This is a genomic window from Streptomyces sp. NPDC059477 (assembly GCF_042749375.1).
Taxonomy (GTDB): Bacteria; Actinomycetota; Actinomycetes; order Streptomycetales; family Streptomycetaceae; genus Streptomyces.
Window position 1 is genome coordinate 1 of record NZ_JBHYUG010000073.1, and the last position, 12,751, is coordinate 12,751.

Genomic DNA, 12,751 nt, shown 5'->3' on the forward strand with positions numbered 1-12,751 from the left:
GACCGGCTCGCTGCCGGTCGCCGCGCCCGCGGCCCCGGACCCCGGCACCACCCGCGCCGCCGCCCCGGCCGACCGGCACGGCGTCGCCGAGGCCGCCGCCGAGGCCATGGCCGAGGGCGAGTCCCCGGTGGAGGCCGCCGAGCGGGCCGTCAGCCGCAGCGGGGAGCGCTGGGACGCCGTCTACACCGAGGGCGAGTACGCCGAGTTCGAGGAGGCCCTCGACGGCGAGTACACCGGCGTCGGCGTGTCCGCGCGGCGCGAGCGGGACGGCCGGATCGAGGTGACCGAGGTCAGCACCGGCTCGCCCGCCGCCTCCGCGGGCATCCGCGCGGGCGACCGGCTGGTGAGCGTCGACGGGCAGAGCGTCGCCGGCCTCCCGGTCACCGAGGTGGTCTCGCTGCTGCGCGGCGACGCCCAGGACGCGGCCGTCGGCACGACCGTCCGCCTCGGGCTGGAACGCGGCACGCGCGCGTGGGAGCAGATTCTGCACCGCGCCAAGCTGTCCACCGACCCGGTGACCGTCAGCGAGCTGCCCGGCGGGGTCACCGTCATCAAGGTGGTCGCCTTCACCAAGGGCTCCGGCGACGCCGTACGCGATGCCGTGCGGCAGGCCCCGGACGGTACGGGGGTCGTGCTCGACCTGCGCGGCAACTCCGGCGGGCTGGTCACCGAGGCCGTCACCGCCGCCTCCGCCTTCCTCGACGGCGGCCTGGTGGCCACGTACGACGTCGAGGGCGAGCAGCAGGCCCTGCACGCCGAGACCGGCGGCGACACCGCCCGGCCGCTGGTCACCCTGGTGGACGGCGGCACCATGAGCGCGGCCGAGCTGGTCACCGGGGCCCTCCAGGACCGCAGCCGCGCGGTCGTCGTCGGCTCCCGCACCTTCGGCAAGGGGTCCGTGCAGATGCCGACCCCGCTCCCCGACGGCTCGGTCGCCGAGCTGACCGTCGGCCACTACCGCACCCCGGCCGGCCGGGGCGTCGACGGTGAGGGCATCACACCCGACCTGGAGGCCGACGCGGAGGCGCTGGAGCGGGCGGAGACGGTGCTGACCGGGCTGGGGCAGCAGCCGTAGGGGTGGCGCGGCGCCGGGTGTGTGATCGAACGATCTGATCGTTCGTGCTCGTGCTTAATCGCTTCCCGGGCACCCCCTCCCTAGTGCGAAAATGGTCGGCACTATGGCTAAGGAAAAAGGGCGCAAGCTGATCGCGCAGAACAAGAAGGCGCGGCACGACTACCACATCCTCGACACCTACGAGGCCGGACTGGTCCTCACCGGTACCGAGGTGAAGTCGCTGCGCCAGGGCCGCGCCTCGCTGGTCGACGGGTTCGTCCAGCTCGACGGGCACGAGGCGTGGCTGTACAACGTGCACGTGCCGGAGTACACCCAGGGCACCTGGACCAACCACAGCGCCCGCCGCAAGCGCAAGCTGCTGCTGCACCGGGTGGAGATCGAGAAGCTGGAGGCGAAGTCGGGCGAGACCGGGCACACCATCGTGCCGCTGGCCCTCTACTTCAAGGACGGCCGCGCCAAGGTGGAGATCGCGCTGGCGCGGGGCAAGAAGGAGTACGACAAGCGGCAGACCCTGCGGGAGAAGCAGGACCGGCGCGAGGCCGACCGCGCGGTGTCGGCGGTGCGGCGGCGGCAGCGGGCGTGAGCCGCCGCCCGGAGCGGTGGCCTGCCGGCTGCCGTCATCTGCCGGGCGCCGTCGTCCGCGGGGCGTGGTCACCCGCTGGTCGCCGTCGTCCGCCGGTCGCCGGTCGCTGGGAATACGCTGGCATGCCGCTGTGCTGATCACGTACGATGGCAGAAGCGCCGCCAAGACGGTGCGTCGATTGAAAACACCACATGGGGATGATCGGTTTCGACAGCGGTTGTCGAAGCAGGGGAAGCGTGTCGAGGAAGCGGCAATGATCTCGTAAACCACAGGCCGAAAAAAATAATCGCCAATACCAAGCGCGATTCCTTCGCCCTCGCTGCCTAAGTAGCGACTTGCGAAGTGTCAGCCCGGGGCTGTTCCCGACCCGGATCCTGGCATCAGCTAGGGAACTAAACCTTGATCTCGGTCACGGGGTGAAGAGGGAAATCTAACAGTGACTGAGCCCGTCGGAGACTTGTCCGCGTGATCTCCGGGGCTGAGAAAAGCGCAGCGGACTGCACACGGAGAAGCCCTGATTCCGCACCGTTGGACGCGGGTTCGATTCCCGCCATCTCCACGATCTCCATGATGAAGGCCCGGTGGTCATTGACCACCGGGCCTTCGGTGTGTCCACGGAGAGTGTGTGCGCAGAGGATGTGTGCGCAGACGGCTACCTGCCTGGACGCAGGGCCAGCAGCAGAGCGATCGCCGCCGCTGTGGCCGGCAGGCCGTAGCCCGCTGTCGGGGACAGGTGTTCGGAGACCCAGCCGCCGACCGCCGCGCCGCAGGCGATGCCGCCGAGCAGGCCGGTGACGGCGAGCGTCATGGCCTCGTTCAGACGGTCCGCGGGAGCGCGCCTCTGGATGAGGGTCATGCCCGTGATCATCGTCGGGGCGGTCGCCATCCCGGCGATCAGCAGCGTGACGGCCACCAGCAGGAGCGAACCGGTCAGGGACGCGGCGAGCAGCGGGAGGAGGAGCAGGGCGGTCATCGCGGCGATGCACCACGGGTAGCGTTTCTCGGCCGGGCCGGTCGGCCGCAGCGCCCCGAAGGCGAGGCCCGCCGCGAACGAACCGGCCGCCTGGAGCCCCAGCACCACACCCGCCGCCGCCGGATGCCCGGCCGCGTCCGCGAAGGCGAGGGTGACCACCTCCATCGAACCGAACACCGCGCCCATGGCCGGACAGATCACCAGCAGCGGCACCATGCCGGGCGCCCGCAGCGGGGAGCCGGACGCCGTCGTCGGGCGGGGCGGCGGTTCGGTCGAGCGCTGCGCGGCGAACAGCAGCACGCCGCTCACCAGCAGCACCACCCCGGTCAGCGTGCCCGCCTCCGGGAAGAACGTCCCGCACAGGAACGCCGCGAGCACCGGCCCGAGCATGAAGCTCAGTTCGTCGGCGGACTGCTCGAAGGAGTTCGCGGTGTGCAGCGCCTCGGGGTCGTCCGCCAGCAGATGCGCCCAGCGGGCCCGGGACATGCCGCCGATGTTCGGCGTGGTCGCGGTGGCGGCGTACGAGGCGAACAGGGTCCAGGCGGGGGCGTCGTGGCGGACGCACAGCACCAGGGCCAGGCTGCCGAGGACCGCGCAGAGCGTGGCCGGTACGGCGATCCGGGCCTGGCCGTGGCGGTCGACGAGCCGGGCGGTCCAGGGGGCGACGAGTGCGGTCGCGGCGAGGCCGCTCGCCGTGACGGCTCCGGCGAGCGCGTACGAGTCGCGCGCTCCGGCGATCATCACGACCGCGCTCACGCTGAACATGCCCATCGGCAGCCGGGCGAGCAGGTTCCCGGCGGTGAAGGCCCGGGTGCCGGGGCGGGCGAAGAGCGTGCGGTAGGGGCCGGGTGGGTGGCGGCGATGGTGGTGACTGTGGGGGTGAGTGTGGGTCTGGGTGCGCGGGCGGAAGTCTGCGGCTATGAGCGTGTCGGACGTGACGGTGAGGAGCGGAGCGGTGGGGGCGGTGGGCGCGGCTGCGGGGTTCGCCGGGTGTCGGCGGTCGGCGTAGGGCGGTTGCGGCATGGGCATCACGGTCGCCCGCGCTTGATCGTTCGGTCCAACACCTTCTGATCGAATATTCACGCGCCCTGGTTGTGAATTCGTGGGCTACGTTGCCGGGATGCCCGCCGATCTCGACCCCAGGTTGTTGCGCGCCTTTGTCGCCGTCGCACAGGAACTGCACTTCACCCGTGCCGCCGCGCGCCTGTATGTGGCGCAGCAGGCGCTCAGCAGGGACGTACGGCGGCTGGAGCGGGAGCTGGGCGCGGAGTTGTTCGTACGGACAACCCGGCAGGTGACGTTGACCGGGGACGGTGAGCGGCTGCTGCCGTACGCGCGGCGGGTGCTGCGGGCGCAGGACGAACTGCTCGCGGCGTTCGCCCCGGCCCGGCCGCTGCTGGTCGATGTGAACTCGCCCGGCCTCGGCACGGCCCGGCGGGTGCTGCACCGGGCGCGCGAACTGGAGCCGGATCTGGAGCTGATGGCCCGCTACGAGAGCGGGCTGACCTGGGCGGCGGGAGAAGTGCTCGCGGGGCGGCTGGACGCGTCCTTCGGGCGGTTCGCGGGGCTGGATCCGGTGCTGCGGGCCGGGCTTGAGCAGCAGCCGGTGCGGTACGAGCCGATGGCCGTGCTGCTGCCGCGAGGGCATCGGCTGGCCGGCCGCGACCGGGTGCCGCTCGCCGAGCTGGCCGGGGAGTCGGTCTACGCCGGGGACGGGAATCCGCGCACACCGGAGTGGACCGACCTGGCGCGTCACCTGTTCGAGGGACGGGGGATCCAGGTCGCGTCACCCTATCCGCTGGCGATCGGCGAGGAGGAGTTCGAGCGGGTGATGGCGAAGACGGGCAACCCGATCCTCGTCGTGGAGGAGTTTCCGGCCATGGCTGGAACCGTGCATCGGCCGTTGATCGATCCGGTTCCGTTGTCGCCGGTCTCTCTCGTCTGGCGAAAGGGCCTGGTGCATCCCGGATTGGCCGCCCTCCGGCGGGCCGCCGCGCAGCTCGGAGTGGAGGAAGGGTGGCTGCGGCGGCCTGCGGGGGGATGGATTCCAGCCACCGATCTGGAGGCGATGAACGTCCACGACTGACACGCGGCGAACACATTTCCCGCGCGTGCGCTACATTCATCGCGCGAGCACGGTGTGGTAATGGGGGCGCTGGAACCGGGTGGGGGCCTGGTTCGGTCGACGGGGTGCTCGGGTCGTCCGCGCTTCCGGAACTGTCCCGTGGGGGGAAGTGCGTACGTGAACAAGTGGCGAGAAGACGCCCAACCGGAATGGCCCGAGCCTGTGGCCGGGACGGGGGAGATACCGGCCACGGGAGGAACCGGCCGGGGCTCCGGGGGTGAAGTGGACGCTGACGGGTCCGGGGGCAAGCAGGAGACATTCCGGGCGTTTGAGCCGATGCGGGCTATGCCGCCGACGCGGATGAATTGGGTGGATCAGGTAGATCCGGGGGATAGGGCAGGCTCGGTGGGTTCGTTGGATTCGGGAGATCGGGCGGATTCGCTGGATTCGCTGGATCCGGGGGATCCGGGGGATCCGGGGCATCAGGGGGAGCCCACCGCTGGTGACGACGCCGTGGCGACCGGTCGGGCCGGCGCGACCACGCCGTCCGTCGGCTCGTGGGGGGTTCCGCTCACCGGTGCCACCGAGGTGCTGCCGCCCACGGGTGCCGGACGGCCGTACACCGGATCGGTCGACGAGACCGCCGTACTTCCATCAGGTGGGCCGGGTGCGACGGGTGGGCCGGCCTCGCCGAGCACCGCTGCCGTGCCCCCGCCCCCGCGCGATCCCTGGCGGACCCCCGACGACGGGGATGTCCCGCGCGGTGCCGCCACCGCGCACTCCCACGACCCTCATGAGGTGACCGTCCAGCTGGACGCGGTGCAGCTCGGGGCCGGTGGGGTGGTGCGGGCGGCGCCGGGGGACGGGCCTGGGCACGACGGGGGCGACGGGCCGGTGTTCGTCGACGAGAGCGGGCGGCGCAGCCGTCGGTTCCGGCGGATCGGCATCGCCGTGGCCATGGCCTGCGCGGTCTACGCGGTCGTCATCGTCGCCACGCTGGTGTCCGGGAACTCCGACGCGCCCTGGCTGCCCGTGCCGGGGCAGCAGGACGAGCAGCCGGCCGGGCAGGTCGACACCACTCCCGCGCCCGTGCGGTCGGCCGAGTCCGCCGACCCCGGTGTCAGCGCGCCCGAGGATTCGCCGTCGGCGAGCGAGGACACGCTCCCCTCGCCGGACACCGGCCCCACCGCGTCCGACGAGGCCACCGCCTCCGCCGACCCCGACACCTCGGTCACGCCCGAGCCACCGCCCCGGACCGGCGGCGCGACCACGCCGGGCACCGGCCCGACCGACCTGGACCCGGAGCCGTCGCTCCCGACCACCAGTTCGCCCGAGCCGGGCGGGTCCGAGTCGCCCCCGACCTCGCCCACCAGCCCCACGACCAGCCCGAGCACCGACGCCGGTGAGGCGGGCGGCGGCGACGGGGGCGCGGGCGGCGCCGCGGCGCAGGGCGGTGCGGCGGAGGGCGTCTCTGCCGACGGGATCTTTGCCGACGGGGTCTCCGCGCAGCGCGCCTCCGGCCCGGTTCTCCCCCTCGGCCTGGGCCTTTCCCCTGGCCTTCCCCATGACCTTCCCCTCGGTATCTCCGCCGGTTCCTCCCCGCCCGGCGGCGCGCTCACCGCCGTACGGTTCTCCGCTCTCTCTTCTCTCCTCCCGTCCCCGGAGTACGTCCTCTGATGGCCATACGTTCCCGCCGCAGGGGATCCGTCCCCTCCGGCCCACGGCGCCGCCGCGTGCCCATGCGGCTGCTGCTGCCCGCGCTCGTCCTGGTCGCCCTGATGGCGATGCTGATGCTGCGCGGTTATGTGCACAGCGAGATCCTGGCCGATCACCGGGTCCGGGAACCGGTCTCCAAGAGCGAGGTCCCCCAGGACGTCCTCAAGGGCGGCCCGGTGATCGACACGCGTGACGGCCGGCGCAGCAGCCTGCGGCTCCCCGACCGTGAACTCGTCCTGACCTTCGACGACGGCCCGGACCCGGTCTGGACGCCGCGCGTGCTCGACGTGCTGAAGAAGTACGACGCGCACGCCGTCTTCTTCATCACCGGCACGATGGCCTCGCGCTATCCGAAGCTGGTGCAGCGGATCGTGGACGAGGGCCATGAGATCGGGCTGCACACCTTCAACCATCCCGACCTGTCGTTCCAGTCCAAGGAGCGCATCGACTGGGAGCTGTCCCAGAACCAGCTGGCGCTGGCGGGCGCGGCCGGGATCCGCACGTCGCTGTTCCGGCCGCCGTACTCGTCGTTCCCCTGGGCCATGGACAACGAGTCGTGGCCGGTGGCCGAGTACATCGGCAGCAAGGGCTACATCAGCGTCGTCAACGACACCGACAGCGAGGACTGGAAGCGGCCGGGTGTCGAGGAGATCATCCGGCGGGCGCTGCCGAAGGAGAAGGACCAGGGCGCGATCGTCCTGATGCACGACTCCGGCGGTGATCGTTCGCAGACGGTGGCCGCGCTCGATCGGTACATTCCGCGGCTCCAGGACAAGGGGTACCGCTTCGACACGCTCACCCGGGCCCTGGACGCGCCCAGTGCGCACACGCCTGTCGCGGGGGTGGAGGCGCTCAAGGGTGACGCCTGGATCGTGCTGGTACACGCGTCCGGGACGATCACCGATGTGCTGGTCGTCGCGCTCGCGGTGATCGGAGTCCTGGTCTTCGCCCGCTTCGGGATGATGCTGATCCTCTCCGTGGTGCACGCCCGCCGGGTGCGGCGCCCGAACTTCCGCTGGGGGCCACCGATCACGGAACCGGTGTCCGTGATCGTTCCGGCGTACAACGAGGCGAAATGCATCGAGCAGACGGTTCGTTCGCTCATGGCGAGCGATCATCCGATCGAAGTGATCGTCGTGGACGACGGCTCGACCGACGGCACGGCACGGATCGTCGAGGATCTGCGGCTGCCGGGCGTGCGCGTGGTACGGCAGCTCAACGGCGGCAAGCCGGCCGCGCTCAACCGGGGGATCGCCAACGCCGCTCACGATCTGATCGTCATGATGGACGGCGACACGGTCTTCGAACCGTCGACCGTGCGTGAGCTGGTCCAGCCGTTCGGTGATCCGCGCGTGGGCGCGGTGGCCGGCAACGCCAAGGTCGGCAACCGGGATTCGCTGATCGGCGCCTGGCAGCACATCGAGTACGTGATGGGCTTCAACCTGGACCGCCGGATGTACGACGTGCTGCGCTGCATGCCGACCATTCCCGGCGCGGTCGGCGCGTTCCGACGCTCCGCCCTGGAGCGGGTCGGCGGCATGAGCGACGACACGCTCGCCGAGGACACCGACATCACCATGGCCATGCACCGCGACGGCTGGCGGGTCGTCTACGCGGAGAACGCCCGCGCGTGGACCGAGGCCCCGGAGTCGGTGCAGCAACTGTGGTCGCAGCGCTACCGGTGGTCGTACGGCACCATGCAGGCGATCTGGAAGCACCGCAGGGCGCTGGTGGACCGTGGCCCGTCCGGCCGGTTCGGGCGGGTCGGCCTGCCCCTGGTCTCGCTCTTCATGGTCCTGGCCCCGCTCCTGGCGCCGCTGATCGATGTGTTCCTCATCTACGGCCTGGTGTTCGGCCCGACCGAGCGAACGATCGGAGCGTGGGTGGGCGTTCTGCTCGTCCAGGCGGTCTGCGCGGCGTACGCCTTCCGGCTCGACCGTGAACGCATGACCCATCTGATCTCGCTGCCGCTCCAGCAGATCCTCTACCGGCAGTTGATGTACGTCGTCCTGCTCCAGTCCTGGATCACCGCCCTGACCGGCGGCCGGCTGCGCTGGCAGAAGCTGCGGCGGACGGGCGCGGTGGGGCTGCCGGGACCCGGAGACCCCCGGGCGCCGGTCCGCCCCCAGGCCCCGGCGGGGCCGCGATCACACCGGCGATGAACGAACGACGCGTCCCAGAGCGGTCGGTGCCCCACGCGGCGCCCCGCCCCGGCGAGCAACAAACCCACACGTGGCACCACCAGGGCTGACAGGACGTCCCCATGTACGACCGCAAGTACGATCCTCCGCACGGCCAGAGTCCGTACGATCAAGGTCCGCACGGCCAGGGTCCGTTCGATCAGGGTCCGTTCGATCAGGGGCCGCAGGGCGAGGGTTCGTATGATCCGGGCCCGCGCGGCGAAGGTTCGTTCGGCGAAGGCTCGTACGGCGACCGTTCGTACGGCCAAGGTGCGCAGGGCCACTATCCACAGGGTCAGACTTCATTCGACCAGAGTTCGTACGATCAAAGTTCGTACGATCACGGCGCGCGGAGCGTTTTCCAGGGATCGCCGGTGATGACGACGCCGGAGCCCTCTCCCGGGGTGGCCGCGCCCGTGACGCCAGCCCCCGGTTCCCCCCGCGGCCCCGTCCGTGACCGCTACTTCGACCTGCTGCGCGCGCTCGCCCTCTTCCGTGTCGTTCTCTACCACCTCACCGGCTGGGCGTGGCTGCCTCTGGTGTTTCCGTCCATGGGCGTGATGTTCGCTCTGGCCGGCAATCTCATGGCACGTTCGCTCAAGCGTCCGCCGACGCAGGTCATCCGCGGCCGGATCCGCCGGCTGCTGCCACCGCTGTGGGTGCTGGGCGTGGTGGGCGTGACCGGGATGGTCCTCCAGGGCTGGGGCCCGGACTCCGAGGGGTATCCGGGCTGGTGGTGGTTCCATCTCCTGTACTGGATCTTCCCGTTCAGCGACCCGCCGTACGCGGAGGGGCTCCCCGGCATCCACGGGTTCGTCGGCGAGAACTGGGCGGCGGACTTCGCCGGACCGCTCTGGTACATCCGCGCGTACCTCTGGTACGTGCTGCTCTCCCCGTTCCTGCTCAAGGCACTGCGGGCGATGCCGGTGGTGACGGTGTTCATGCCGATCGCGCTGGCGTTGGCGTTCGAGCAGGGCTGGATCGTGCTGCCGGGTGAGCGGTTCCCGTCGGCGCTCACGGACTTCAGCACGTTCGGCGCCTGCTGGATCCTCGGCATGGCACACCATGAGGGCATCCTCAAACGACTGCCCCGCTACATCGTGCCGTCCGTGGCCCCGGCGATCGCCTGCGTGGGCCTGTGGTACGCCCTGAACCACGACTTCGGCAATGGCAACGACCTCGACAGCATGCCGCTCGCCCAGGCCCTGTGGTCCTTCGGCACGGTGCTTCTGCTGCTGCACATCAGCCCGTCCTGGTCCGAGTGGCCGAACCGGCTGCGCCGCTTCGCCCGCCCGATCACCCTGCTCAACTCCCGCGCGGTGACGATCTACCTCTGGCACAACATCTGCATCCTGATCACCGTGACCCAGTGGGACCGGTTGTGGGAGTTCGACATCATGTGGCAGCACTTCTCCTGGCTCCTGGAGAGCCCCTGGCCGGTGTTCGCCTTGACCTGGGTCCTGATCGGCGTGTGCGTCGTGGCCTTCGGCTGGGCGGAGGACCTGGCGGCGAAACGACGACCACAGCTGTGGCCGGACGGGAGGGAGAGCGGGGGCCGGCGGGCCGGATCGAGGCCGTCTGGAACTTCTGGCTGAGATCGGTTCCCGTCGGCGCGCGGGAGCAGCCCCGAGGCGACATCGACCAGCACCTTCGGGTTCTTCTGTCTGTTCGCTCAAGTTCATCTGTTCACTCGGCTCTCCGCCCCGCCCTCACAGGTGTGGGTGCGAGGATGCCGTCAACTCCACTGATACCACTGTGTAGTTGAGAAAATGACATGAGTCGAGCGACGGGGGGAGATCGGCGATGCGCAAGCGGCTGGTCAGGAAGATGTTTCGGGAGATGGCCGGTGGGCGGACCGTTTTTCTGCGCATGCGGATGGTGACCTACGCGACGATGGCGCGGCTGGCGTTCTACGCGGAGCAGTTCGGCTATCGCTACGCGGACGCTTCGTACGACCAGGAGTTCCTGCTGATCCTTGTGCCGGACTCCAGTGCGGAGGGGCAGGCGCGGGCCGCGGCGAACTGGGCGCGATATCCGCAGGCCGCTTCGGGTGGGGAGTTGCCCGCGCTGGTGGACAAGGACATCCGGCTGTTCAGGATGCGGATCGATTGGGACATGTACAAGCAGTACAGCCCCTGGCAGAGATCTCTGTACATACTTCTGGGGCTCACGCCGCTCTGCGCCATTTACATCTACGCGTTCCGCGACAACGTGGCTGTAGTCGCCGGCGTCGGGGGATTCTGGGTTTTGACGGTCGGACTGGGAGTGTTCGGGCTCGTCTGGACGCCCCGGCTCTGGGCGCGGCGGGAAGAACGGATGCGTGCGGCGGGGCTCATGGGGGTCACCGACGCGCAAGGGCGGCTGAGGTATGTCCCGGACGACGGGCTACCCGGTGAGGGGAATCCGTTCGCCACGAGGTCGGCCGGGGCGTAACGGGGTCCGGGCCCGAGGCCGGGGAGGAGAGGACCGGGACAGAGGGGCAGCGGTGCGCTTCTTCTCTCACCCCACCCCCACCCACCGTGAGAGCAACGTTCCTCCCCGGTCACCCCCCGCCACAGTGCCGAAACGCCTCCTCCCTACCTTCGGGACTCAGTCGCTCGCAGATCCCGAGCCCCGGAGCCCCTGGAGGCGTCATGACACCCCCGAGTACGGCCCCCGCACCGGCCGCCCCCAGTGGGGGTGGGCGGTGGATCCAGCGCTGGGATCCGGAGGATGAAGGGTTCTGGCGGGAGGGCGGGGAGAAGGTCGCCCGGCGGAATCTGGCCTTCTCGGTGCTCTCCGAGCACATCGGGTTCTCCATCTGGACCGTGTGGTCGGTGCTGGTGCTGTTCATGGGGCCCGAGTACGGGCTCACCCCCGCCGACAAGTTCTTCCTGGTGTCCATGGCGACGCTGGTCGGGGCCGTGGTCCGGGTGCCGTACACCTTCGCCGTCGCGCTCTTCGGCGGGCGGAACTGGACCATCGTCTCGGCCGGCGCGCTGCTCGTCCCGACGGTCGTCGCGTTCGCCGTCATGGAGCCTGGGACCTCGTACACCACCTTCCTGGTGTGTGCCATGCTCGCCGGTGTCGGCGGGGGCAACTTCGCCTCCTCCATGACCAACATCAACGCCTTCTTCCCGCTCCGCAAGAAGGGGTGGGCCCTCGGGCTGAACGCCGGGGGCGGCAACATCGGGGTGCCGGTCATGCAACTGGTCGGGCTCGCCGTGATCGGCGCGGGGGGCGGGCCCCGCGTACTCCTCGGGATCTACATCCCCTGCATCGTGTTCGCCGCCGTCCTCGCCGCGCTGCGCATGGACAATCTCGCGACCCTGCGCAACGACACCGGGGCCGCCAGGGACGCCGTCCGCGACCCGCACACCTGGATCATGTCCTTCCTCTACATCGGGACGTTCGGTTCGTTCATCGGGTACAGCTTCGCGTTCGGGCTGGTGCTCCAGACACAGTTCGGGCGTACGCCGCTCCAGGCCGCCTACGTCACCTTCATCGGCCCGCTGCTCGGCTCGCTCATCCGCCCGCTGGGCGGGGCCCTCGCCGACAGGTACGGCGGGGCGCGCATCACCCTGTGGAACTACGTCGGCATGGCCGCCGCCACCGGCTTCGTCGTGCTCGCCAGCGTCCAGGAGTCGCTGGTGCTGTTCACCGTCGCCTTCATCGCCCTCTTCGTGCTCAGCGGGCTCGGCAACGGGTCGACGTACAAGATGATCCCCGGGATCTTCCAGCGCAAGGCCCTGCGCGAGGGGCTCGACGGGGAGGCGGCCGTCGCTTACGGGCGGCGGCTGTCGGGGGCGTCCATGGGGCTCATCGGGGCCGTCGGCGCACTTGGCGGACTCGGCATCAATCTCGCCTTCCGGCAGTCCTTCCAGACCGCGGGCTCCGGCACCGGCGCCTTCGTCGCCTTCCTCGTCTTCTACGGGCTCTGCTTCGCCGTCACCTGGGCCGTATACCTTCGCCGGCCGGCCGTACGGGCCGAGGAGCGGGCCGCCGCCGAGCCCACGGCACGGCTCAGCTACGCCGAGGTGTGACGTAACACCGGCGACATCAACCCGAACCGAGCCTGTCACGCGCCGTTGACAGGCTCGATCGGTATGTGACGACCGATGCCGGAACGGACGCCCGTTCGAAGGACACCAGTCTGTATGAAGGGCGTCAGCCGCCCGAC

The 12,751-nt window shown here is 70.5% G+C and carries 9 protein-coding genes and 1 other RNA gene; 9 read left to right on the plus strand and 1 reads right to left on the minus strand.

Annotated features, from left to right (window positions below; all coding sequences use genetic code 11):
* The 3 genes from ACFXAZ_RS28875 to ssrA all read left to right on the plus strand — a co-directional run.
* On the plus strand, positions 1 to 1,075 hold a 1,075-nt coding region (locus tag ACFXAZ_RS28875), incomplete at its 5' end, for a S41 family peptidase (RefSeq protein ID WP_384597141.1).
* Between the two features lie 103 nt (positions 1,076 to 1,178).
* Complete coding sequence (gene smpB / locus ACFXAZ_RS28880; protein ID WP_382681226.1) at positions 1,179 to 1,658, plus strand: SsrA-binding protein SmpB; 480 nt, start codon at positions 1,179 to 1,181, stop codon at positions 1,656 to 1,658.
* A 193-nt stretch (positions 1,659 to 1,851) separates the two neighbouring features.
* Positions 1,852 to 2,220: a transfer-messenger RNA gene (gene ssrA, locus ACFXAZ_RS28885) on the plus strand.
* Positions 2,221 to 2,310: 90 nt separating this feature from the next.
* Here the strand turns inward: ssrA and ACFXAZ_RS28890 are convergent.
* Positions 2,311 to 3,654 carry an MFS transporter gene (locus ACFXAZ_RS28890; protein WP_384597143.1) on the minus strand — a complete coding sequence of 448 codons (1,344 nt, stop codon included), beginning with the start codon at positions 3,652 to 3,654 and terminating at the stop codon, positions 2,311 to 2,313.
* A gap of 97 nt (positions 3,655 to 3,751) precedes the next feature.
* Between ACFXAZ_RS28890 and ACFXAZ_RS28895 the strand changes: the two genes are divergently transcribed.
* The 6 genes from ACFXAZ_RS28895 to ACFXAZ_RS28920 all read left to right on the plus strand — a co-directional run bounded on the left by ACFXAZ_RS28895 (position 3,752) and on the right by ACFXAZ_RS28920 (position 12,614).
* Complete coding sequence (locus ACFXAZ_RS28895) at positions 3,752 to 4,717, plus strand: LysR family transcriptional regulator (protein WP_384597145.1); 966 nt, start codon at positions 3,752 to 3,754, stop codon at positions 4,715 to 4,717.
* Positions 4,718 to 5,209: 492 nt separating this feature from the next.
* Positions 5,210 to 6,373 (plus strand): translation initiation factor IF-2, encoded by a 1,164-nt coding sequence (locus tag ACFXAZ_RS28900; protein WP_384597147.1) that lies wholly within the window; start codon positions 5,210 to 5,212, stop codon positions 6,371 to 6,373.
* A complete protein-coding gene (locus ACFXAZ_RS28905; RefSeq protein WP_384597149.1) occupies positions 6,373 to 8,574 on the plus strand; it encodes a glycosyltransferase in 2,202 nt (733 codons plus the stop codon). The genes ACFXAZ_RS28900 and ACFXAZ_RS28905 overlap by 1 nt, the downstream gene beginning before the upstream one ends.
* Positions 8,575 to 8,969: 395 nt before the next feature.
* Complete coding sequence (locus tag ACFXAZ_RS28910; protein ID WP_384597151.1) at positions 8,970 to 10,187, plus strand: acyltransferase; 1,218 nt, start codon at positions 8,970 to 8,972, stop codon at positions 10,185 to 10,187.
* Positions 10,188 to 10,395: 208 nt separating this feature from the next.
* The gene (locus tag ACFXAZ_RS28915; protein WP_384597153.1) at positions 10,396 to 11,025 is read left to right on the plus strand and encodes a hypothetical protein; all 630 of its coding nucleotides are present in this window, start codon (positions 10,396 to 10,398) and stop codon (positions 11,023 to 11,025) included.
* A gap of 200 nt (positions 11,026 to 11,225) precedes the next feature.
* A complete protein-coding gene (locus tag ACFXAZ_RS28920; protein WP_384597154.1) occupies positions 11,226 to 12,614 on the plus strand; it encodes a nitrate/nitrite transporter in 1,389 nt (462 codons plus the stop codon).
* Positions 12,615 to 12,751: the final 137 nt, after the last annotated feature.

What these genes read in the sequence shown, in the direction of transcription:
- ACFXAZ_RS28905 (WP_384597149.1), top strand. Translation starts at nt 6,373, where the DNA reads ATGGCCATACGTTCCCGCCGCAGGGGATCCGTCCCCTCCGGCCCACGG.
- ACFXAZ_RS28915 (WP_384597153.1), top strand. Translation starts at nt 10,396, where the DNA reads ATGCGCAAGCGGCTGGTCAGGAAGATGTTTCGGGAGATGGCCGGTGGG.
- ACFXAZ_RS28920 (WP_384597154.1), top strand. Translation starts at nt 11,226, where the DNA reads ATGACACCCCCGAGTACGGCCCCCGCACCGGCCGCCCCCAGTGGGGGT.
- ACFXAZ_RS28895 (WP_384597145.1), top strand. Translation starts at nt 3,752, where the DNA reads ATGCCCGCCGATCTCGACCCCAGGTTGTTGCGCGCCTTTGTCGCCGTC.
- ACFXAZ_RS28910 (WP_384597151.1), top strand. Translation starts at nt 8,970, where the DNA reads ATGACGACGCCGGAGCCCTCTCCCGGGGTGGCCGCGCCCGTGACGCCA.
- ACFXAZ_RS28890 (WP_384597143.1), bottom strand. Translation starts at nt 3,654, where the DNA reads ATGCCGCAACCGCCCTACGCCGACCGCCGACACCCGGCGAACCCCGCA.
- smpB (WP_382681226.1), top strand. Translation starts at nt 1,179, where the DNA reads ATGGCTAAGGAAAAAGGGCGCAAGCTGATCGCGCAGAACAAGAAGGCG.